Source organism: Novilysobacter antarcticus, from assembly GCF_019802285.1.
Lineage (GTDB): Bacteria > Pseudomonadota > Gammaproteobacteria > Xanthomonadales > Xanthomonadaceae > Novilysobacter > Novilysobacter antarcticus.
On the sequence record NZ_JAIEUJ010000002.1, the window covers coordinates 520,270 to 542,085 of the forward strand.

Below are 21,816 nucleotides of genomic sequence, written 5' to 3' on the forward strand. Positions count from 1 at the left end.
CGCCCGTTGGGCTCTGCCTTCTCGATTCCGGCCAAGAAGCACCTCGGCCAGAACTTCCTCCACGACCGCTCGGTCATCGACAAGATCGTGCAGGCGGTAAACCCCAAACCGGGCGACCGCCTGGTCGAAATCGGACCGGGCCAGGGCGCTCTGACTTTTCCGCTGCTTGACCGCCACGGCCAGCTGACCGTCATCGAGTTCGATCGCGACCTGGTCGGCCCGCTGACGGAGATGGCCAGGCAGCACGGTCGACTCGATGTCATCCATCGCGACGTGCTTCAGGTCGACTTCACCGCGTTGGCGGCCAGCGGCGCGTCCAGCGGCAATCCTGACGCCCCAGCCACGAGCGTGGACGCTCGGATCCGCCTGGTCGGCAACCTGCCCTACAACCTGTCCTCACCCATCCTGTTCCACGCGCTGGACCATGCAGCCGCGATCCGTGACATGGTCTTCATGCTGCAAAAGGAAGTGGTTGACCGAATGGCCGCCGGGCCTGGAAGCAAGGTCTACGGCCGGCTCAGCGTGATGTTGCAGGCCTATTGCACGGTCAGCCCGCTGTTCGTGGTGCCGCCGGGGGCCTTCCATCCCGTACCCAAGGTGGACTCGGCCGTGGTGCGCCTGGTGCCCCGGCCTGCCACGGAAGTCGCGGTGGTCGATCGCGCGCTGTTCGCCAACGTGGTGCGTGACGCCTTCGGTCAGCGCCGCAAGACCCTGCGCAACGCGCTGTCTCGCATCTGCGACCCGGCGGCGATGGAGTCGGCGGGCATCTCCCCGCAGGCACGCGCCGAGCAGATTCCGGTGGCGGATTTCGTCCGCCTGGCCAACTCGCTGGCCGATCCTGCCGGCTGAACCTGGCGGTGAACGCGCCGCATCCGCTCCCTTAAGCCGCGGCCAGCCTCTACACTGTCAGACATGAAACACCGTACCGGCCCCGCCTTCACCATCGATGTGACCACGCGCTACCTGGATGAGCAGTCCGAGCCTGCGAACGGCCATTTCCTGTTCGCCTATACGATCCGGATCGGCAACGCCGGTGATGAATCGGCCCAGCTCGTCTCGCGCCGCTGGATAATCACCGACGCCAACGGAAAGGTCGATCGGGTCGAAGGCGAAGGCGTGGTGGGTGAACAGCCGTGGCTGCACCCCGGCGAGGGCTTCGAGTACACCTCCGGGGCGATGCTGGACACCGACCTGGGCACGATGGAAGGCAGCTACACGATGGTCACCGAAGATGGCACCCGCTTCGAAGTGCCGATCCCCCCGTTTACCCTGACCGTGCCGCGCACCCTTCACTGATGGCGGTTCCGGAATGAGTGTTTGGGCAATTGGCGACCTGCAGGGCTGTTACGATGAACTGCAGCGCCTGCTCGAGCGCATCGCCTTCGATCCGGCCAGCGATCGCCTGTGGTTCTGCGGCGACCTGGTGAATCGCGGCGGGAAATCGCTGGAAACGCTGCGCCTGGTCCATTCCCTGCGCGCCAACTCCAGCGTCGTGCTGGGTAACCACGACCTGTCCCTGCTCGCAATCGGCGAACGCCGCGAAGAAGACCAGCGCAAAGTCAACGCCGACCTGCAGCGGGTGGTGTTCGCGCCCGATCGCGACGAGCTGCTGACGTGGTTGCGGATGCAGGAGATGGTCCACGTCGACCGCGAACTGGGCTGGATGATGGTCCACGCCGGTCTCGCACCGAAATGGACCACGCAACTGGCGGAAAAGCACGGCCGCGAGGTCGAGGCCGCCCTGCGTGGCGACCAGTACAGGCAGCTGCTCAGGCACATGTACGGCGACGGTCCGGGGTGGAACCCGCGCTTGGGCGGCATCGACCGCCACCGCGCGATCATCAACCTGCTCACCCGCATGCGCTACTGCTCACCCAAGGGCAGGATCGCCTACGAGGAGAAGGGCGTGCCCGGTACTCAGCCGCCCGGCTTGTACCCCTGGTATGAGGTTCCCGGCCGCGTCGAGCGCGACCTCAAGATCGTCTGCGGGCACTGGTCGGCGCTGGACCTGTTCATCGGCCATGGCGTCCATGCGATCGACACCGGCGCCGTCTGGGGCGGCAAGCTGACCGCCCTGCAGCTGGACACCGAGGAGTTGCGGGTCGTGCAGGTGGCCGGACGCGACAAGCCCGCGCCGCCGCCCCGGCCCCGTCATCGCTCACGTCCGAGCCGGCCGGCGCAGGCAGCGCAGAAGTAAGCCGGGCGGCGATCGCACGTCCCCGCTTCGGTCCGCCGCGATATCTTCGTGTCAGCGCTTGCGGTCGTATTCGACGAATTCAAACCCGAACCGGTGACGCTCATCGGCCGGATGAGACTCACGCGAGCAAATCGTCCAGTTGCTGGGGTCGAACTTCGGGAAGAACGCATCCGCGCCTTCCACTGCGGTGTCCACGTGGGTCAGCTGCAGGCGCGTCGCGATCGGCAGGCACAGGGCATAAACCTCGCCGCCGCCGATCACGCACAGCTGATCCGACTGGCCGCTTCGCGCGGCGGCGAGTGCCTCATCCACGCTGCCCACCGCCTCCATTTTCTGGAACGGCACCCGGCCGCTGCGGGTCAATACCAGGTTGCGCCGCCCCGGCAGCGCCCTGCCCAGGGACTCGGCGGTTTTACGGCCCATCAACAGGGTTTTGCCGAGCGTCAGCGCCTTGAAACGTTTCAGATCGTCCGGCAGTCGCCACGGCAGATCATTGTCGCGCCCGATCGCGCCGTTGCGGTCCAGCGCGGTGATCAGCACCACCGTCGGATTCACACCGCCACCGGCGCCTTGATGGCGGGCAGCGGATCGTAGTCCTCGATGGTGATGTCATCGATGGTGAAGTCGAATATGCCGGCGACCGTGGGGTTGAGCGTCAGCCGCGGCAGCGCGCGCGGCTCACGCGACAGTTGTTCGCGCGCCTGCTGGAAATGGTTGGAGTAGAGGTGCGCATCGCCGAGGGTGTAGACGAAGTCGCCAACTTCCAGCCCGCACACCTGCGCGACCATGTGGGTCAGCAGCGCGTAGCTGGCGATGTTGAAGGGCACGCCCAGGAAGATGTCGCCGCTGCGCTGGTAGAGCTGGCAGCTGAGCCGACCGTTGACCACGTAGAACTGAAACAGCGTGTGGCAGGGCATCAACGCCATCTGCGGCAACTCGGCGACGTTCCACGCCGACACGATCAGGCGCCGCGAATCCGGATTGCGCTGGATTTCATCGATCACCCACTGGATCTGGTCGACCTCGACGCCATCGGCTCCCGCCCAGCGCCGCCATTGCTTGCCGTACACGGGCCCGAGCTCACCGGCCTCATCGGCCCACTCGTCCCAGATGCGGACCCGGTTCTCGCGCAGGTAGGCGATATTGGTATCGCCCTGCAGGAACCACAGAAGCTCATGGATGATCGAGCGCAGGTGCAGTTTCTTGGTCGTGACCAGCGGAAACCCGCGGGCAAGATCAAAGCGCATCTGCCAGCCGAAGACGCTGCGAGTGCCGGTACCCGTGCGGTCGGACTTTTCATCGCCGTGCTCGAGCACATGCCGCATCAAATCCAGGTACTGACGCATCTCAGGCTCCCGAGGCGGCCGGCTGGACCGTTGGCGAACGCCGGGAGAGCCAAAGGCCGAACAGGCCCAGCACGATCAGCGGCAGACTCAGTACCTGGCCCATCGTCAGCCAGCCAAACGCCAGGTAGCCCAGTTGCACGTCCGGCACGCGCACGAACTCGACCAGAAAGCGGAAGCTGCCGTACAGGAGCAGAAACAGCCCGGATACCGCGTAGCGCGGCCGCGGCTTGCGCGAGAACCACCACACCAGACAGAACGTGACCAGCCCCTCGAGGAGCGCCTGATAGAGCTGGGACGGGTGCCTGGCGAACCGGTCCAGTGCCCCGCTGGCGAATTGCGCTTGCAACTGCTCTGCGCTCCAGCCGGCGAATTCCGGCGCGCGCGGAAACACCACGCCACAGTCCGCGCCGGTGGGCTTGCCCCACAACTCGCCGCCGATGTAATTGCCCAGCCGGCCCAGGCCCAAGCCGGCCGGCACCAGCGGCACGACAAAGTCGGCCACATCGAAGAAATGCTGGTTCTGCTTGCGCGACCACCAGAGCCCCGCGGCCGCGACGCCGAGCAGACCGCCGTGGAAACTCATGCCGCCTTCCCATATCCGCAGCAGCATCAGCGGATCCTTCACCAGATCGGCAAACCCGTAGAACAACACGTAGCCGATGCGACCGCCCAGGACGACGCCCAGCATTCCGTAAAACAACAGGTCGCCAAACGCCTGCTCGGTCACTCCCGGCAGGCGTCCGGCGCGGATCCGCCGTACTCCCAGCCACCATGCAATGGCAAAGCCCAGCAGGTACATCACGCCATACCAGTGGATATGGAGCGGCCCCAGGCTGAGGGCAATCGGGTCGATTTGATGCAGGATGATCATGTGGCACTGATGTCCGGTGGAAATGGGCTGTCGCCCGCCTATTGTCGCCGCTGGCAGCGGTATTTACAGGCGATGGGGCTCATTGGGCAGCTCGTTTTCGCCGCGCTGCCCCGGAATCGAGGGGAAGGCGCCAGCCATCAGGGTCGAAATTGCTTCGATTCCCCGGGTGATGGCGGCCTCCGGATCGCCCGCCTGCAGGTGCTGTTCAATCACCCGGCATGCTTCGCGCCACTGGGCGGGCTCAACCCTGCCGTCAAATCCGCGATCGGCAATCAGCTCGATGCGGTGCTCCGCCAGCAGCAAGTAGAGGAGCACGCCGTTATTGTTTTTTGTGTCCCACACACCCAACTGCGCGAACAGCTCGCGCGCGCGGTCACGCGCACTCGCGCCCGCAAGAACCGCACGCAAGCGCAGAGCCGGCTCGACCGCAAAGCACAGCTCACCACTGTGCCGCTGCTCGCCTGCCGCGATCGCCGCGGCAATGCGCTGCATGAGCGAGTCGGGAAACCAGCGCCGACTGGAGGGTGGGAACAGGTGCCGTAACCAACGCATCAGCCAAGCCCTGTGTTCTGGAATGAATGCATCACCAGCTGCCCGAGGCGCCACCGCCTCCGCTCATGCCGCCACCGCCGCTCCATCCACCACCTCCGCCCATGCCGCCACCACCCCACCCACCGCCGCCACCGCCCCAGCCGCCCCCACCCAAGCCACCGAATCCGCCCCGGCGGGCGAAGCCACCACCGCCGGAACCGGCGAGAGCGAGCACCAGCCCCATCACGGCGCCGATGCCGCCGATCACCAGCAACGAGGACAGCAGCCATGCGACGCCGCCTGCTGCGGCCGCTCCGGCCACGCCGCGTATGGGCTTGGGCGCACGGCCGAACATTCCCGCCACGACCCGCGCCACGATGAAGGCGGCCATCAGCGCAAACAGCCAGTTCCCGTCTCCCGTCTCCGGACGGTTGTCGGCCATCGGTGCCGGCAGGGGTTCGCCGTCGATCAGGTTGGCCAGTGCAGCAGTCGCCTCGACGATGCCGCCGGCATAGTCGTCGCGCCGGAAGTGCGGCACCAGGTATTCCTGGATCACGCGGCTCGCGGTGGCATCCGGGATCGCTCCCTCCAGGCCATAACCCACTTCGATCCGCGCCCGGCGGTCGTCCTTGGCCACGATCAGCAACACACCGTCGTCAACCTTGCCGCGGCCCAGCTGCCACTCGTCGTACACGCGAGTGGCGTACTGGGCGATGTCCTCCGGCGAGGTCGTGGGCACAACCAGCACCTGCAGCTGGCTGCCCTTGCGATCACGCAGAGCCACCGCCTGTGCTTCCAGTTGCTGCCTTGTCCCCGCGTCGATGGTTCCGGTGGTATCGACCACTGGCGAGTCCAGCGTCGGAATTGGTGCGAACGACTGCGCGTGCAGCACCCCAGCCGCGAAAAACAGCGCCAGCAGACACGCCCACCACGGCAGCGAGCGAAAATATCGTCGCCCAGCCGCGCCTGCACATCGCATGCCGCCGCGCGCTTCCAACGGCCCGGTATCCGCTATGCCGCCCGCCTCAACGCGATCGCTTGGCGCAGCGCGATTCATGCAAGCGGCGCGCAATGCGGCAGCTGAGAAAGAAGGAAGAAGGCGCTATCAGCCATTGGCTGGCGCGGGAGCCGGCGCGGGCTGGCCGAAGTCGACCTGCGGCGGACGCTGGATTTCCTGCACGTTCTCGACCGTGAAGTTCGGCTTTGGCTTGTAGCCGAACACCTTCGCCGTCAGGTTGGTCGGAAACTGGCGGATGAACGTGTTGTAGTCCTGCACCGTCTGGATGTAACGCTGACGCTCGACGGTGATCCGGTTCTCGGTGCCTTCCAGCTGCGCCTGCAGCTGCAGGAAGCTCTGGTCCGCTTTCAGGTCGGGGTAGTTCTCGCTGACCATCAACAGTCGGCCGATGGCACTTTGCAACTGGCCCTGGGCCTGCTGGAACTGCTCCAGCGAAGCCGGGTCGTCGGCATCGACGTTGATGCTGCCCACCCGGGCGCGCGCCTCGGTGACCTGGGTCAGCACCTGCTGTTCGTGGCTGGCATAGCCCTTCACCGTCGCAACCAGGTTGGGCACGAGGTCGGCGCGTCGCTGGTAGACGTTCAGCACCTGCGACCACGCGGCAACCACCGCTTCGTCCTTCTGCTGGATGGTGTTGTAACCGCAACCACTGAGCAACGTCGCCAGCAAGAGCAGAAGCAGGATGCGCATGAGAGTACTCCGTTCAGGTCATTACCGGCATTGCACCACCGGCTCGAGGCTGGGGCAATGGACGGGATGTGAAGCAGCGGCATTGCGATGGCGCGCGCATGAGTTGCGCAGTGCGTGCACTACTCGCCGAGCTCGCGCAAGACGGCCCGCCGCTTCGCCCACAGGTTGAGCCCTTCCACCAGCGCCGAGAAGCCCATCGAGCCGTAGATGTAACCCTTGGGGATGTGGATGCCGAGGCCGTCCAGCAGCAGGTAGGCGCCGATCAGGACGATGAAGGCCAGCGCCAGCATCTTCACCGTGGGGTTGCGATCAATGAAGCGGCCCAGCGGGGTCGCCGCGAACAGCATCACCACCACGGCCAGCAGGATCGCAGCGACCATGATCCAGGTGTGGTTCGCCATGCCCACCGCGGCGATCACCGAGTCCAGCGAGAACACGATATCGATCACTGCGATCTGCGCCATGACCATGCCAAACGTCGCCACCGGCTTGGCCGGCAAGCCATCGGACTCCCCCCCGCCAACGATGGAGTCACGGATCTCCATCGTGCCCTTCACCAGCAGGAATATGCCGCCCACGATCAGCACCAGGTCGCGAACCGAGATGCCTTCACCGAACAGCTCGAACAGCGGTGTCTTCAGTCCCGCCAGCCAGGCCAACGCCAACAGGAGCAGGACGCGGCTCACGCACGCCACCGCGATTCCCAGCTTGCGCGCCTTCTCCCGGATCTCCACCGGCAGGCGGCTCACGGCGATCGAAATGAAGACGAGGTTGTCGATGCCCAGCACGATCTCGATCGCGCTCAGGGTCATCAGGGTGATCCAGACGTGCGGATCCAGCAGCATTTCAATCACGGGAATTTCCTAGGTTCAGCAGGGAACGTGGCGCAAGGGTAATAACTGAGGGTACCCACCGAACTATCAACCCCCGAATGGTCAGCCCTCGCTGGCAAAAAGCCGCGGCAACAGGATCAGCGACCAGGTCATCAGCGCGTTCATCAGCAACACGAACACGGCGGCAGAGCCCATGTCCTTGGCCCGGCCGATCAGCTCATGGTGCTGGTTGCCAAAGCGCTCGATCACCGCTTCGATGGCGGAGTTCAGCAGCTCGGCCGCCAGGACCAGCAGAATCGAGCCGACCAGCAGGACCCTTTCGATCCCACTGGCGCCGAGCCAGAGGGCAATCGGTGCCAGCAGCAGGAATGCGCAGGCTTCCAGGCGGAACGAAGACTCGTGCAGCCAGGCCGCTTTCAGCCCCTGGATCGACCACTGGCCAGCTTTGAGGACGCCGCGCGGTCCCCGTGGGACATGGCCGTACCGGTCAGCCACCTTCAGCGCACCACGTGGACGACAAGGAGGTCAACGGGAAAGCATCGCCAAAGCGTGAACATCGAGCTCATCATCCGAACCGGGACGCGGCCGTGACCGCAGCAAGCGCAGAATTTTGCCATATCCACCCTTCCCGCGCCTGTCGGACCGCAGCGGCCCTGCGTTGGCGACGGCACGCTAGTCCTCGAATATCGCCACGCCGCGGCTGCCGTCGGGCCTGATCCAGCCGCGGTACATCGTCCCGCTGTTGAAAGGCATGGCGATGTTGCCGTCACGATCCAGGGCAATCGCGCCGCCGTCGCCGCCAGCGGCAGGAACAATCGTGTTGACCACTTCTTCGGCGGCGTCCCGCAGCGAATCCCCGCGGTAGGCCACGCGCGCACAGATATCGTGGGCCACGGCATTGCGGATGTAGAACTCGCCCCAGCCGGTACCCGACACGCCGCAGCGGTCATCGGCCCAGGTGCCCGCACCAATGATCGGCGCATCACCGACCCGGCCCCACTTCTTGTTGGTCATGCCGCCGGTGCTGGTCGCCGCGGCGATGTGGCCGTGCTGGTCCAGTGCGACCGCGCCCACGGTGCCGAAGTACCGGCCCGGCTCACCCGCCGTGTCCGCCCGTGCCTGCGCCTTGCTCTGCGCCGCTTCAAGCTGCCGCCGGCGCTTGTCCGTATCAAACCACTGATTGGGAACGCGCTCGATCTCGGGCCGTGTATCGGCAAATGCCTCCGCGCCACCGCCTGCGAGCATCACGTGCGGGGAATGCTCCATCACCGCGCGAGCGAGCGCGATCGGACTGCGCACGGTGGTGACTCCGGCCACGGCACCGGCGCGGCGCGTGTGGCCTGCAATGATCGACGCGTCCAGTTCGTGTCCACCTTCGGCGTTGAACACCGCACCCTTGCCGGCATTGAATCGCGGCGATTCCTCCAGCACCTGGACGGCGGCTTCCACCGCGTCCAGCGCGGTTCCGCCGCTGGAGAGGATCGCGTTGCCTGCATCCAGGGCAGCGTCCAGATCCGCGCGCGCGGCGTTCTCGTCCTCCATGCTCAAGGCGTCGCGGGCCACGTAACCCGCCCCGCCGTGGATCACCAGTGCGGTGATCGGAGTGGCCGGAGTGGGGCTCATTGACCGCTGCTGTGCTTGCGTCGCCGGCGCAGTGAGTCCCAACACCAAAGCTGGCACCACCAGGTAGCTTCGCATCGCGTGACCTCCGCTAAAGAGAGCGATGAGGATAGCGCGGGCCATCGCCCTACTGTTGCCGCAGGGCCTCGATCGGGTCCAGCAGGGAGGCTTTACGCGCCGGGTAGTAGCCGAAAAACAACCCCGTCGCGATGGAGAACCCGGCCGCCAACACGATCACCTGCGCGTTGAGCGCCACCGGCAGCGAACCGAAACGGCCGACCAGAAGCGCGCCGACAATTCCGATCGCGATCCCCAAGGCACCGCCGATCAGCGAGATCAGCATCGCCTCGGCGAGGAACTGGGAGCGGATATCCGACGGTCCGGCGCCGACCGCCATGCGCAGGCCAATCTCACGGATCCGCTCGGTTACCGACACCAGCATGATGTTCATGATCCCGATGCCGCCGACGATGAGCGAGATGGTCGCTACAGCCGCCAGCAGCAGTGACATCAGGCGCGTGGTCTGGCTGCGCGCCTCCACGATCTCGGCGATGTTGCGGACGCGGAAGTCATCATCCGCGCCGGGCTGCAGTTTGTGCCGCTGGCGCAGCAGCGATTCGATCTGCTCCTGCGCCCAGGCCAGGTCATCCGCGCGCGCGACGCCGACCGCGATCTGTTGCACCGCACCCGGCGGCAGGCCCATCGATCCCATGAGGCGCCGCCGACCGGTTTCCAGCGGCACCAGCATCACGTCGTCCTGGTCCTGACCGAAGCCGCCCTGCCCCTTGGGCGCCAGTACGCCAACAACGGTGAAGGGAACCCGTCCGACCCGCACGCTCTGCCCCACCGGGTCCTCGTCACCGAACAGGGAGCGGCGCACGGTCTCGCCAAGGATCACCGGCTTGCTGCCACCGCCGTACTCGCGCGCGTCGAACACCTCGCCCAGTGCCATCGTCCAGCTTTCCAGGGCGAAATAATCGGGCTGCACGCCGTACCAGCTGGTGGCCCAGTTGTTCTCGGCAAACACGACCTGGGTGCTGCCCCGCAGCGTGCCGGCGACATACTGCACCTCGGGCACCTCCTCGCGAATCGCGTCCACATCACCGGTAGTGAGGGTGTAGGCGCTGCCGGCACTGATCCGAACCCCACCGGCGCCACGTCCGGAGTTGGAGCTGATATCGAGCCGATTGGAGCCCAACCCCGACACCAGCTTGTCGATCTCGGCCTGGGTGCCCTGACCCACGGACACCATGACGATCACCGCGGCGATTCCAATGATCACGCCCAGCGAAGTCAGGGCACTGCGCAACCAGTTGCCGCGCAGGGCGAATATCGCGGTCCGCAGAACCTCGCTGAAGTTCATGCCGGCGCCCCCTGCTCGTGCAGTTCACCGTCATGCATGACGAAGGTGCGGTCCGCGTGCGCGGCAACCTCGGGATCGTGGGTGATCAGGATCACCGTGTGGTCGTCATCGCGAAGCTGCTTGAACAGCGCCAGGATCTCCTCGCCGGTCTTGCTGTCCAGGGCGCCGGTGGGCTCGTCGGCGAGCAGGATCGGCGGCCGGTTGATCAGGGCGCGGGCGATCGCCACGCGCTGCTGCTGGCCTCCGGAGAGTTCGCTGGGCCGGTGCTGCTCGCGACTGCCCAACCCGACCGCAGCGAGCGCCTCATGGGCGCGTTGCGCGCGCTCGGCGGCCGGCACGTTGGCGTAGCCCATCGGCATGGCGACGTTTTCCAACGCACTCATGCGGGGCAGCAGGTTGAAGCCCTGGAAGACGAAACCGATCTTGTCACGGCGCAGGATGGCGCGCTCTTCGGCATCCAGGGTGGCGACGTCCACGCCATCGCAGTGGTAGGTACCCGTGCTCGGACTGTCCAGGCAGCCCAGCAGGTTCATCAGGGTCGACTTTCCGGAGCCGGACGGGCCCATGATGGCGACGAATTCGCCGCGCTCGATCCGCAGATCGACGTCGCGAAGCGCGACCACCTCGGCTTGGGTGCCCGGCGAGTAGACCTTGCCCAGTCCGCGGGTCTGGATCACCGAGACGGGAGCGCTCATCGTGCCGGGCGCCCGCTGCCGATGATCACCTGATCGCCCTCGGTGATCTCCCCCGACACCTCGGTCCAGCTGCCGTCGCTGACGCCGATGCGGACCATGATCGGTTTCGGCTTGCCAGCCACCAGCAGGTACAGGGGAGCGCGCCGGGCTGCGAGGAGGGAGGCCAGCTCGCCATCCCAACGGGCCTTTTTCTCATCCGGGAGGGTCTCGCGGAAGGCGGCGAACTGCTGGTTGAAGCGCTCCTGCATGCGTTGGCGCATCGCCCCGCTGTTGCCGGCGCCGGCAACAGCTGAGCCGCGACGGGGGCCCATCATCGCCGACCCTGCCGCGGGTGCGGGGGCCGCCGCCGGTACGCGGGCGGCAGCGCGCTCGCGCATGCTGCCCAGCGCCTCATCGAACGCCGCCTGCTGGTTGGCGTCCAGCTCCAGCGCCGCGGCAATCCGCGGCAACTCCTCGGTCGGACTCGTCCGTGCGGCCCCAGTCGCGACCGGCGCATCACCTTCGGCAGGCTTGTAGCGCAGCGCCGCGTTGGGCACCCGCAGCACGTCGTCGCGCCGGCTCACCTCGATCTCCGCGTTTGCGGTCATTCCCGGCAGCAGGATCTGGTCGGGGTTGTCGACCGCCACCACGACAGGATAGGTGATCACGTTGTTGGTATTGGTGGCCGAAAGCCGCACCTGCTGGACGCTGCCGCGGAACTGGCGATCAGGAAATGCGTCCACCCCGAACGACACCCCCTGGCCGGTCTTGACCTGGCCGATGTCGGCCTCGTCGATGGCCAGCACGATCTCCATCTTCGAGAGGTCCTCGGCGATCTGGAACAGCACCGGCGCCTGCAGGCTGGCAGCCACCGTCTGACCGGGCTCGACGGTGCGGGTCAGCACCACGCCGTCCACCGGCGAACGGATCTCGGTGCGCTCCAGATTGAGCTGCGAGGTGCGGGTGGACGCGCGCTGCTGGGCGATCTGTGCCTGCGCCGAATTGACCTGGGCTCGCGCCTGGTCGCGCGCGGCCCGCGCCAGATCGATATCGCTGGTCGCCACCAGCTGGCGTTCGCCCAGTTCGGACTTGCGGCGGAAATCGGCCTCGGCGTTGATCGCCGCCGCGCGGGCGGTCGCCAGGCTGGCCTGCGCCGCCTGCACTGCGGCATTACCCTGCGCGATCTGGGCATCGAAGGTGCTTGGATCGATCCGGGCAATGACCTGCCCCTCGCTCACCGTGTCGTTGAAATCGGCGAGGACCTCGGTGACCAGCCCTGAGATCTGGCTGCCAACATCGACCGTGGAGATCGCGCCCAAGGTTCCTGTGGCAGAGATGCTCACCCGGATGTCGCCGCGCTCGGCGGTGGCCGTGCGGTAGCCCCCCTCCCCCGCTGCGACTCCCCGCTGCTGCCAGAGATACACGCCTGCCGCCGCGACAGCAAGCACCACAACCCCAAGCAGCAGTCGCCCCCGCCACTTCGGGGAGCGGCGCGGGGCAGGCGTCTTGTTGGTGGTGGCAGTCATCATTGGCGTCGTCAATCCGGGGAATGGGTTCATCAACGCGCCAGCGAGTAATCGGTTGACCGGAGGGGCGACGCGTTTGTCAGCGCACCAGGCGGATCGTCGCCGTGGTGCCCTTGCCTGGCTGGCTGCGCAGGCTGACTGGCCAACCCACGCGGGCGCCGAGCCGGTGTGTGATTGCCAGACCCATGCCCTTGCGGTCCTCATGCGCGATGTCGGCACGATAGAACGGCATGAACGCCTTCGCCAAGGTTTCCGAGTCCATGCCGATGCCGCTGTCCCGCACCTCGATTTCGTCGGCCGTCATACGCACCTGGATGCGGCCCAGGTCGGTGAAGTGCGCCGCGTTGCTCAACAGATTGCCGACCATGACGGCGAGTACTTGCGGAGATCCGACCACGGCAGGTGCGCCTTCATCGATCAACTCGATCGACACCGGTTTGTCGGCCAGTAGTGGCTGCATACGCTCCACTTGATCGCGTACCACCTCACCCACGTCGAATTCCCGGTCCTGCGGGCCGACATCGGCTTCGCGGGCCAGGATCAGGAATGCGTCGATCACCGCCTCCATGTCGCGACCCGCACGCTGCACGCGCGCCAGCGAGCGACTGGTGGCGGGCAAGGTGTTCGGATCGGCCAGCATCATGTCGGTGGCCATCCGGATCACGGTCAGCGGAGTGCGCAACTCGTGGCTGGCGTCACGGGTGAAGTCGCGCTCGCGCTGCACGAACTCGGCAACGCGGTCCGTCAGACCCACCAACGCCTCGGCGAGCTGCTGCACCTCCACCCCGGCATCGCGCGGCAGGCTGCCGGCCTTGATGGCAGTAACGTCCGATTCGCGCGGATCCCAGCGCGAGACCACTCCGGCCAACCAGCTGACCGGCGCGACCAGACGTTTGGACGTCCGATAGGTCAGCCATGTCACCAGATACGTGGCCAGCAGCGACAACAGCAGCGACACCAGACCGGTCAGGCCAATCGCCCGGTCGATGTGGCCGGACTCGAAGCTGAGGTAGAACGTGTCCGGCCCCCGCGTCTCCACCAGCACGACCTCATCCATAGAGCGCTCACGCCGAACGCGATCGGGCCGTGGCGCGGCCGGGGGGGGTGACACGATGGCGCCCGACAGACAGCCCCCGCATGTACTCCGGCAACGCCCGGTGGCCCTCCCCGGCCGGCACGATGTAGCCGGTGAGCGTCGCGGTTTTCGGCAACGGGTAAGAAGGATCGACCGCGCGACCGGCCCAGAAGGTGGCCGCCTCGGCATCCAGGCGCTCACTGATGACGCTGTCGCGCACGATCAGACCCGTCACCAGCACGCCACCGGTGATCACGACGCTGGCGAGCGCCGCCTGCATGATGAACGCCAGCTTGATCCGCCGCGGCAGTCCGGGACTCATTGACGCAACCGCAGAATCATTCCTGCGGCTGCGAGATGTCCGCCACGCGGTAGCCGGCCGATTGCACGGTATGCAGCAACTGCTTGTCGAACGGCTTGTCGATCGTTTTGCGCAGGTTGTAGAGATGACTGCGCAGGGTGTCGGAATCGGGCAGGCCGTTGCCCCAGATTTCGCGTTCGATCTCCTGACGGCTGACCACCCGTGGCGACTCACGCATCAGGATGGTGAGCAGGCGCAGGCCAATGGGCGAGAGCTGCAGCTCACTGCCCCCGCGGGTGACCCGCAGACTGGCCGGATCCAGCACGAGGTCGGCCACCTTGAGCACCTCGCCGCCCACCTGGCGGCGCTCACGCCGGATCAGTGCGCGAAGACGCGCCTCCAACTCCTGGATGGCGAAAGGCTTGGTCAGGTAGTCATCGGCTCCCGCCGACAAGCCGGTGAGCTTCTCGTCGAGCGTGTCGCGGGAGGTCAGCATCAGCACCGGGGTGGACTTCCGCGCTTCCTCACGCAACCGCTTGCACACTTCCAGGCCGTCCAGGCGCGGCAGCATCAGGTCCAGCACGATCACGTCGTAGCTGTTCTCCGCAGCGAGGCGATAGCCATCAAGCCCGTCGGCCGCGAAGTCCACCTCGAAACCCTTGCTCTCAAGGTATTCGCCGACCATCTCGGAAATATTGCGGTTGTCTTCAATGATGAGGACCAAGCCGCCATCTTGCGTGTTTTGCATCTATGTCCCCTTGGCTTCAGTTTTGTGAAGGCTGACGCCATTCGGGTCTACGCGGCGTGAAGACACGGCAGATCAGCGTCTCGGCATCCCGTGGACTATCGGCCTTCGCCCCCACCGCCTCGTTCGTTGGCTTTGGCTTGAGCCCAATACGCTTCTTGTTGCTGCAGGGACGCGTCTTCCAGCGCTTGGCCGTCGGATTTGGCCAGCGCTTCCATGAGGCGGTAGCGGCGCTCGAATTTAGCGTTTGCCCGGAGCATTGCACGCTCGGTATCGACGTTCGCGTGCCTTGCCAGATTGGCAGCAACGAACAGCAGGTCGCCGATCTCGTCCTCGATCCGGTCCCGCGCTGCCGTATCGTCGGGATCGTGCGCCAAGGCCTCGAACTCGGCCAGGACCTCGTCGACTTCCTCGTTCAGCTTGGTGACCACCGCTGCCGGATCGGGCCAATCGAAACCTCGCTCCGCAGCGCGCGACTGGAGCACTCGCGCCCGCTCCCACACACTCAGGTCATCGTCAATCCCATCCAACCCGGACTCGCCCACTGTTGCCGCACCACGTCGGTTGCCCCCGATCACGCAGCGCCCCAGTCCCGCCACGGCAGCGCGGTATCACCGAGGGCCACGAATCCGCCGTTGAGAAGGCTCGTGCGCTGGTTGTAGCGGAACGGGCGCCCTTGCGGGTCATACAGACCGCCGCCGGCGCCTTCAAGCACAGCCTGGCCGGCTGCCGTGTCCCATTCGCTGGTCGGTCCAAAACGCGGGTACACGTCCAGTTCGCCCTCGGCAAGAAGGCAGAACTTCAGCGAGGAACCCATACCCAGGGGCTGCGTGTGACCCATGCGTGCGATGAAGTCCGTGCTGCGTTGATCGTGGTGGGAGCGGCTGGCCGCAACCCGTAGTGGCGCGGTAGCCGGTGCGCGCACGTGGATGGCTCGCTCCCGGCCGGCGCGCTCGCGGCGGAATGCACCCACTCCGGCACCTCCGTGCCACAGCACCCCGGTTACCGGCGCCTGGATCACGCCCCATGTCGCGATGCCGCTTTCGATCAGGGCGATATTGACCGTGAACTCGCCGTTGCGTTTGATGAACTCGCGCGTGCCGTCCAGCGGATCGACCAGCCACAAGCGCGACCACTGGCAGCGCTCGGCAATCTCGAGTTCCGAGGACTCCTCCGACAGCACCGGGATGGCAGGCGTCAGACGCGCCAGGCCGTCGACGATGCAGCGGTGCGCGGCCAGATCCGCAGCGGTTACAGGCGACCGGTCGTCCTTATGCACGATGTCGAACGCGTCCTCATACACCGTCAGTATTTCCGCGGCAGCCTGATGGGCAATGCGGATCACGCCTTCGCGCAGGGCCGGTTCGATCATGCCGTCGGTCGCACGGCGCACAGGGACACAGGTGCGTGCGGGTCAGCCATGCATGCGCAACCATTCACGTACGATGAACAACGCCGCCAGGCTCCGGCCTTCGGAAAAGTCCTCGCGCAGGATCAACTCGTGCAGCGCGTCCAGGCGCCACGGCACCACTTCCAGCGGTTCAGGCTCATCGCCCGGCAGCCGCTCCTCGTACAGGTCGCGGGCGAGGATCACGTGGGCGGAGTGACTCATATAGGACGGAGCCAGGGTCAGCTCGCGCAGGTCGAGCAGGGAGTGTGCGCCATAGCCTGCTTCCTCCTTCAGCTCACGATTGCCCGCCTCCACGGGCGACTCCCCCGCATCAATGCGGCCCTTGACCAGACCCAACTCGTGGCGATGGACGCCCGCGGCATATTCGCGCACCAGCAGGACGGTCTCTGCATCCAGCATCGGCACCACCACCACCGCGCCGTGCCCGCGCCCGTGCATGCGCTGGAACCTGCGCCGCTCACCGTTGCTGAACTCCAGGTCGAGGTCTTCGACCCGGTATGGCCCCACATCGCTCTCGACGATGCGGTGGATGATGGGCAGCTTGCGCGTCATCGAGGCCACCCCTTGAACGGGGCAGGACCGCGCGGAACGGCGATAATGGAAGGATGATGAATAACGATCACGATCCGATGATGCTAGCAGAGGCAGACGGCTCGCCCCTCGCCCGAGGCGTCCCCGACTGCGTGCAACGCGCCGGCGTTGCGGTTCTGGCATGCGCCTGACCCGGGTCCATGTGGATCTGCCGCTGGCGGCGGGCGCCGAGCTGGCCCTTCCTGAAGGTCCGGCGGCCCACCTCGCCAGAGTGTTGCGTTTGGCGGTCGGCGATCACTGCGTGCTGTTCAACGGCGACGGCCAGGACTACCCGGCTATGGTGACTGCGGCGGCGAAGCGCGAGCTGCGTGTGCGGCTGGAGGCACCGGTTGCGGTGGAGATGGAATCGCCGCTCCGCATCGTCCTGCTGCAGGGGATTGCGCGCGGCGAGAAGATGGACCTGATCCTGCAGAAGGCCACCGAGCTGGGCGTTGCGGACGTCCGGCCACTGGTCTCCCAGCGAAGCGAGGTGAAGCTCGACGCGGCGCGTGCGGCGCGCCGACTCGCTCACTGGCGGGGGGTCGTCGTCGCTGCCTGCGAACAATGCGGCCGCGCGCGTGTGCCTGCGGTGTCGGCCCCGATGCCGCTGACAACGGTGCTGACCCAACTCGATCCGGTCGCTCCAGATGCCTCATCACCGGGTGTGCAGAACGCCCGCCGATCTGGAGCGCCTCCGCTGCGACTGCTGCTCGACCCGGAAGGGGATATGGCGCTCCATTCCCTGCCGATACCCTCCACCCAGGCCGAGGTCTTTCTTGCGGTAGGCCCAGAGGGCGGCTGGTCGCCGGAGGACCGCGGACACCTGCATGCCGCCGGTTTCAGGGGCCTGCGCCTGGGTCCGCGGATCCTGCGCACGGAGACTGCGGGGCTGGCGGCAATCGCTGCGTTGCAAGCGGGCTTCGGCGACCTGAGATGACAAACACTCGCGCCGACCCTGTCAGGTCACGCTGCGGCGGATAGTGTCTCGACGATCAGCGTCTCGACCGACACCAGGTCCGGCACGTAGGCGTCGTCCTCATTCAGGCGCACCGCGGCGAGCACCATCGAGGGCAGCTCGCCGGGGTCGCCCGTCGTTTCCAGAGTCGCCCGCGACACGGTCACCAACCGGGGAAACCCCTGGCTGAGGATCGCGAAATACGGCGCCTTCGTATCACCGGCCAGTGCCTTCAGCACCAAGACCTTGCTGTTCATGGTGCCTTGTTCGTCGGCGATCCCGGCGAGCCGGGCGAAGCCGATCAAGGGGACCTGCCAGCCACGCCAGCGGGTCAGGCCGAGCAGCCAGTCCGGCGCCCCGGCCACCGATTCAGGCGGCGCAAACGACATCACCTCGGCCACCGTGGCGTTGGGTAACAACAGACGTGCGCCCGCGACCTGGATAAGCACGCCGCGGATGTCCTGCCCGGGGCCGTCCGCCGGCGCAGACCCGTTGCGGTCGTGAAGTGCTGTTGCGGAATCATTCGACATCGTTCTTCCTCAGTCAGGCCAGCGTTCGGCCAGTCGCTGCGCCAATTCCGCGGGGGTCGCGGTTTCACCACCGCGCGAGGCCAAGGATGCGGATGCGGTGGCGTCGTAGCAGCCATCGGCGGACTGACCGGCGACCAGCGCGCCCGCCCAGCCAAGCCGCAGGCTTGCATCCACCACCGACGGGTCGGTGCCACTGAGCAACAGCACTGCACTGTCACTGGCCGGCAACGCGGCGACCAGCTCGCTACCAGCGTGAAAGCGGATTCCGGCATCGCTGACATCGATGCCCAGACCATCGGCCAGGATGTAGACCGTGCCGGCCATCGCGTACTGGTCGGCTTCGGCAAGCCGCACCGGCAGCTCGGTGGCGCGCTGCATCTGCGCCACGAGCCGGTCATGACGCCCACCGTCCAGGCGCTGCTGGATCAGGATCGGGCGCGGGAACTCCGCCGGCAATGCCGCGACGAGTTGTCGAACCGCATCCGGACCACCAAGACCGGCGAGCACAAGGACCGCGCCACGCGCAGTCTCGGGCTCCTTTTTGGGTGAGTCGTCCACCAGGCTCAAGCCGGCGATTCGCTCCTCAAGCTCGTCGATATCACGGGCGAAACGCGCGTCGGCACCCGCCGACTCACTGGCCGCCAGCGGGGTGGAGCCGTCGTCCAGGCTAAGCACGCCAAAGCGCCCTGATGAGCCGGGGTCCTGTTCGAACGCCGTGCCATCCACGGGCGTCTGCGCGATGGTGGACATGTCCGGCTCGTAGCCGGCTTCCAGCGGCGGAACCGCCGGATCGGGCTCTGCTGCGGATGAGGGCTGCCCACCGGTGCCCGCGGCCAAAGTGACCTCGACGTCAGCCGGATCCTCGTACTCGACCATCGGATCCAGGCTCAGGCTCAGATCCAGTCCGTCGGCGACGTCGCCTGGCGCGAAGGCAGGAACCTGGGCCGACTCGTCCTCCGCGGTTTCCGCGAACACGGGATCAAACGGATTGATCGTGTCCACGGCCTCGGAGGCGACCGTCTCAATGGGCTGGGATGGCGAGGCCGACCAGGCGTCCGCTTGAACCTCGGCGCTGCCCGGTTCGGCGGCAACCCCGACGGGACGCGGCGGGCTCGACGTCTCTGGTGCTTCCTGCTCGGTTCCGGGCGGTAGCACGTCGCCATGGCGCTGCATCTTGGCCACCAGATGCCGCTGCCAGCGCGCCATGTCCCAGCCCTCGCGCGCCACGGCCAGGCTGGCCTCCTCGTAGATAACCTCCAGTTCGGGGTTCGCCAGCATCTCGTCGAACGCTTCCAGCGCGTCCTCGGTCTGCGGGTCCAGCGCCACCAGCACGACTTTCGCGCCGCTCGCCATGACGTCGGCCGGATCGATGTCCTGCGGGTCCGACTCCAGCGCACATTGCGCGCCTGCCGCGTCGATCACCTCGCGCAGCCGAGCGCGTGCCGCACCCTCGCGCGCCAGCAGGGCGACCTTCAAGGGATCACTGCGCATGGCGGTTTTCAAGGGCGAGAAGCTCGTAGACGTTGCGCATCAATTCGGGTTCCTGATACGGCTTGCCGAGGTAGCGATCCACCCCGATCTCCATCGCACGCTGGCGATGCTTGTCCCCGGTCCGCGAAGTGATCATCACGATCGGAACGTCGCGCAGACGTGGTTCGCCCTTCATCCGGGTCGCTAGCTCATAGCCGTCCATGCGTGGCATTTCGATGTCGAGCAGCATCAGGTCCGGAACCATGTCCGCCATCCGCTCCCACGCATCCAGTCCATCGCGTGCGGTGACGACCTCGAAGTTGTGCCGCTCCAAAATCCGGCCCGTGACCTTGCGCATGGTCACCGAATCATCGACCACCATGACAAGCGGAACCGGACGCGACTCGATCGCGGCGACGGGCGCAATCGCCGCGGACAACGGCATCGACACCATGCGCCGCACCAGCGGAGCCACGTCGAGGATCACCACGACCCGGCCATCACCCATGATGGTCGCGCCGAAGATACCCGGCATCGATGCCACCTGCGGGCCGACCGGCTTGACCACGATCTCACGGTTGCCGATGACCTGATCAACCGTCACCGCGGCGTGCAGGTCTCCGGAGCGGATCAGCAGCACGGGCATCTGCAGCTGGCCTTCGGCCTTCGCCGGAGCCTGGCCGACCAGCTGACCAAGGTCGTACACCGTGTACTCGTCACCACCGTAGCGGTAGCTGGCCTCGCGGGGCTGGCCGTGCTCGTCGACCAGTTCCTCCCGGGCGATGCGGCCGACACCGCGGACCGAGGCAATCGGCACGGCAAAGGTGGTCTCGCCGATCTTGACGAACACCGCCTGGGTGACTGCCAGCGTCTGCGGCAGCCGCAGCACGAACGTGGTGCCCTGGCCCGGGCGGGACTGGATGTCCAACGAGCCGCCGAGTTGGCGAACCTCGCTTGCGACCACGTCCATGCCCACGCCGCGTCCGGCCAGGCGACTGACCGAATCGGCCGTGGAGAAGCCCGCCTGGAGGATCAGCGAGTGCAGCGCGAAATCGCTCAACACCGCGTCGGCCGCGATCAGGCCGCGCTCCCCGGCGCGGCGACGGATCGCCGCACTGTCGAGTCCGCGACCGTCGTCGCTGACCTCGAGTACCACTTCGGAGCCTTCACGCCGGATGGCGATTCGGACCGTACCTTCCTCGGGCTTGCCTGCGTTGCGTCGCTGCTCGGGCGTCTCCACGCCGTGCGCGATGGCGTTGCGGAGCATGTGCTCCAACGGCGCCGTCATGCGCTCGAGCACGTTGCGGTCCAACTCGCCCTGCGCGCCATCGAGTTTCAACGCGACCTGCTTGTCCAACTCGCCGGAGGCCTGGCGGATGACCCGACGCAGGCGCGGCAACAGGCCATCGAACGGCACCATGCGGGTTCGCATGAGGCCTTCCTGGAGGTCGGAACTGACCCGCGACTGCTGCAGCAGCAAGGTCTCGTACTGGCGGGTCAGATCGTCCAGGGTGACCTGCAGGCTACTCTGGTCGGCGGCTGATTCGGACAGGCCGCGCGAGAGCTGTTGCAGGTTGGAGAAGCGGTCCAGTTCCAGCGGATCGAAGGTCTGCTCGGCGTCCTCACCTTCGCGCTGATAACGCGCGACGATCTGGGCTTCGGTCTCCATCTCCAGACGGCGCAACTGGTCACGCATGCGCTCGTTGGTGGCCGCCATTTCCCCGATCGCGCCGCGGAATGCACCCAGCTGTTGCTCCAAGCGCGCGCGATAGATCGCGACTTCACCGGCGTAGTTGACCAGCCGGTCGAGAAGGTCTGCACGGATGCGCACCTGTTCCTGCGGCGCGCGGATGCCGATCTCGTCGTCGTCATCCTGCTGCTCGACGATCGGCGCGGAAAGCGGGCCGAGGTCGATGGTTTTGTGGATCACCTGCGCAACCGGGACCGCGCTGTCGACGTCGTCGGGGGCGTCCTCGGATACCGACGTCTCCGGCAACTCGGGCGAGTCGGTTTCCTCCGACGGCGCCGGGTCTGCCACCTCGCTGGTCACCGGGGAATCCTGTATCCATTCGGCAGCGACAGGCGCCACT

24 protein-coding genes and 1 pseudogene are annotated in these 21,816 nt (G+C 66.6%); 4 read left to right on the top strand and 21 right to left on the bottom strand.

The features are described 5' to 3' along the window. Positions 1-6 precede the first annotated feature (6 nt). The 3 genes from rsmA to KZ491_RS07180 all read left to right on the top strand — a co-directional run bounded on the left by rsmA (position 7) and on the right by KZ491_RS07180 (position 2,197). Positions 7-849, top strand: a complete 843-nt coding sequence (rsmA, locus tag KZ491_RS07170) for a 16S rRNA (adenine(1518)-N(6)/adenine(1519)-N(6))-dimethyltransferase RsmA (protein WP_222565523.1) — start codon at positions 7-9, stop codon at positions 847-849. Positions 850-912: 63 nt separating this feature from the next. Further along, complete coding sequence (gene apaG / locus KZ491_RS07175; RefSeq protein WP_043957712.1) at positions 913-1,296, top strand: Co2+/Mg2+ efflux protein ApaG; 384 nt, start codon at positions 913-915, stop codon at positions 1,294-1,296. A gap of 13 nt (positions 1,297-1,309) precedes the next feature. Then, positions 1,310-2,197 (top strand): symmetrical bis(5'-nucleosyl)-tetraphosphatase, encoded by an 888-nt coding sequence (locus KZ491_RS07180; RefSeq protein ID WP_222565149.1) that lies wholly within the window; start codon positions 1,310-1,312, stop codon positions 2,195-2,197. Positions 2,198-2,248: 51 nt separating this feature from the next. On the opposite strand, the gene KZ491_RS07185 is transcribed toward KZ491_RS07180, so the two are convergent. The 18 genes from KZ491_RS07185 to nudE form a co-directional block, all read right to left on the bottom strand. Further along, a complete protein-coding gene (locus KZ491_RS07185; RefSeq protein ID WP_222565524.1) occupies positions 2,249-2,740 on the bottom strand; it encodes a dihydrofolate reductase in 492 nt (163 codons plus the stop codon). An 8-nt stretch (positions 2,741-2,748) separates the two neighbouring features. Next, a complete protein-coding gene (locus KZ491_RS07190) occupies positions 2,749-3,543 on the bottom strand; it encodes a thymidylate synthase (RefSeq protein WP_222565150.1) in 795 nt (264 codons plus the stop codon). Position 3,544: 1 nt separating this feature from the next. After that, positions 3,545-4,414 (bottom strand): prolipoprotein diacylglyceryl transferase, encoded by an 870-nt coding sequence (lgt, locus tag KZ491_RS07195; RefSeq protein ID WP_222565151.1) that lies wholly within the window; start codon positions 4,412-4,414, stop codon positions 3,545-3,547. 63 nt (positions 4,415-4,477) lie between these two features. Further along, complete coding sequence (locus KZ491_RS07200) at positions 4,478-4,966, bottom strand: TPM domain-containing protein (protein WP_222565152.1); 489 nt, start codon at positions 4,964-4,966, stop codon at positions 4,478-4,480. 31 nt (positions 4,967-4,997) lie between these two features. Continuing rightward, on the bottom strand, positions 4,998-5,924 hold the full coding sequence (locus tag KZ491_RS07205) for a TPM domain-containing protein (protein ID WP_222565525.1): 927 nt from the start codon (positions 5,922-5,924) through the stop codon (positions 4,998-5,000). Positions 5,925-6,050: 126 nt separating this feature from the next. Next, entirely contained in the window at positions 6,051-6,653 is a 603-nt protein-coding gene (locus KZ491_RS07210) for a LemA family protein (RefSeq protein WP_222565153.1), read from the bottom strand. Between the two features lie 119 nt (positions 6,654-6,772). Beyond that, positions 6,773-7,498: a TerC family protein gene (locus tag KZ491_RS07215; RefSeq protein ID WP_222565526.1), complete on the bottom strand. Its 726-nt coding sequence runs from the start codon at positions 7,496-7,498 to the stop codon at positions 6,773-6,775. Positions 7,499-7,588: 90 nt separating this feature from the next. After that, positions 7,589-7,981 carry a diacylglycerol kinase gene (locus KZ491_RS07220; protein WP_222565154.1) on the bottom strand — a complete coding sequence of 131 codons (393 nt, stop codon included), beginning with the start codon at positions 7,979-7,981 and terminating at the stop codon, positions 7,589-7,591. Between the two features lie 177 nt (positions 7,982-8,158). Continuing rightward, positions 8,159-9,109, bottom strand: coding sequence for an isoaspartyl peptidase/L-asparaginase family protein (locus KZ491_RS07225; protein WP_246606611.1), 951 nt, complete (start codon positions 9,107-9,109; stop codon positions 8,159-8,161). Positions 9,110-9,233: 124 nt separating this feature from the next. Beyond that, positions 9,234-10,469, bottom strand: a complete 1,236-nt coding sequence (locus KZ491_RS07230; RefSeq protein ID WP_222565156.1) for an ABC transporter permease — start codon at positions 10,467-10,469, stop codon at positions 9,234-9,236. After that, positions 10,466-11,164, bottom strand: a complete 699-nt coding sequence (locus tag KZ491_RS07235; protein ID WP_222565157.1) for an ABC transporter ATP-binding protein — start codon at positions 11,162-11,164, stop codon at positions 10,466-10,468. The genes KZ491_RS07230 and KZ491_RS07235 overlap by 4 nt, the downstream gene beginning before the upstream one ends. Next, positions 11,161-12,672: an efflux RND transporter periplasmic adaptor subunit gene (locus KZ491_RS07240; RefSeq protein ID WP_246606612.1), complete on the bottom strand. Its 1,512-nt coding sequence runs from the start codon at positions 12,670-12,672 to the stop codon at positions 11,161-11,163. Before KZ491_RS07240 ends, KZ491_RS07235 begins: the two co-directional genes overlap by 4 nt. A 76-nt stretch (positions 12,673-12,748) precedes the next feature. Next, positions 12,749-13,726: a sensor histidine kinase gene (locus KZ491_RS07245; RefSeq protein WP_222565158.1), complete on the bottom strand. Its 978-nt coding sequence runs from the start codon at positions 13,724-13,726 to the stop codon at positions 12,749-12,751. Positions 13,727-13,733: 7 nt separating this feature from the next. Next, complete coding sequence (locus tag KZ491_RS07250) at positions 13,734-14,066, bottom strand: hypothetical protein (RefSeq protein ID WP_222565159.1); 333 nt, start codon at positions 14,064-14,066, stop codon at positions 13,734-13,736. Positions 14,067-14,082: 16 nt separating this feature from the next. Next, positions 14,083-14,793: a response regulator transcription factor gene (locus tag KZ491_RS07255; protein ID WP_043957701.1), complete on the bottom strand. Its 711-nt coding sequence runs from the start codon at positions 14,791-14,793 to the stop codon at positions 14,083-14,085. A 95-nt stretch (positions 14,794-14,888) separates the two neighbouring features. Continuing rightward, positions 14,889-15,221 (bottom strand): MazG nucleotide pyrophosphohydrolase domain-containing protein, encoded by a 333-nt coding sequence (locus KZ491_RS12840; RefSeq protein ID WP_343225573.1) that lies wholly within the window; start codon positions 15,219-15,221, stop codon positions 14,889-14,891. Between the two features lie 143 nt (positions 15,222-15,364). Further along, the gene (gene cysQ, locus KZ491_RS07265) at positions 15,365-16,162 is read right to left on the bottom strand and encodes a 3'(2'),5'-bisphosphate nucleotidase CysQ (protein WP_222565161.1); all 798 of its coding nucleotides are present in this window, start codon (positions 16,160-16,162) and stop codon (positions 15,365-15,367) included. Positions 16,163-16,204: 42 nt separating this feature from the next. After that, positions 16,205-16,753 carry an ADP compounds hydrolase NudE gene (gene nudE, locus KZ491_RS07270; protein WP_222565162.1) on the bottom strand — a complete coding sequence of 183 codons (549 nt, stop codon included), beginning with the start codon at positions 16,751-16,753 and terminating at the stop codon, positions 16,205-16,207. Between the two features lie 160 nt (positions 16,754-16,913). Here nudE and KZ491_RS07275 point away from each other — a divergent pair, with 160 nt between their 5' ends. Continuing rightward, positions 16,914-17,708: a 16S rRNA (uracil(1498)-N(3))-methyltransferase gene (locus KZ491_RS07275; RefSeq protein WP_222565163.1), complete on the top strand. Its 795-nt coding sequence runs from the start codon at positions 16,914-16,916 to the stop codon at positions 17,706-17,708. 26 nt (positions 17,709-17,734) lie between these two features. On the opposite strand, the gene KZ491_RS07280 is transcribed toward KZ491_RS07275, so the two are convergent. From KZ491_RS07280 to KZ491_RS12945, 3 genes and pseudogenes are all read right to left on the bottom strand, one after another. Beyond that, positions 17,735-18,256: a chemotaxis protein CheW gene (locus tag KZ491_RS07280; RefSeq protein ID WP_222565164.1), complete on the bottom strand. Its 522-nt coding sequence runs from the start codon at positions 18,254-18,256 to the stop codon at positions 17,735-17,737. Positions 18,257-18,265: 9 nt separating this feature from the next. Continuing rightward, positions 18,266-19,747 (bottom strand): chemotaxis protein CheB, encoded by a 1,482-nt coding sequence (locus KZ491_RS07285; RefSeq protein WP_222565165.1) that lies wholly within the window; start codon positions 19,745-19,747, stop codon positions 18,266-18,268. Next, positions 19,737-21,644 (bottom strand): annotated as a pseudogene (locus KZ491_RS12945) (response regulator); the annotation flags it as partial. The gene KZ491_RS07285 and the pseudogene KZ491_RS12945, both read right to left, overlap by 11 nt. Between the last annotated feature and the right edge of the window lie 172 nt (positions 21,645-21,816).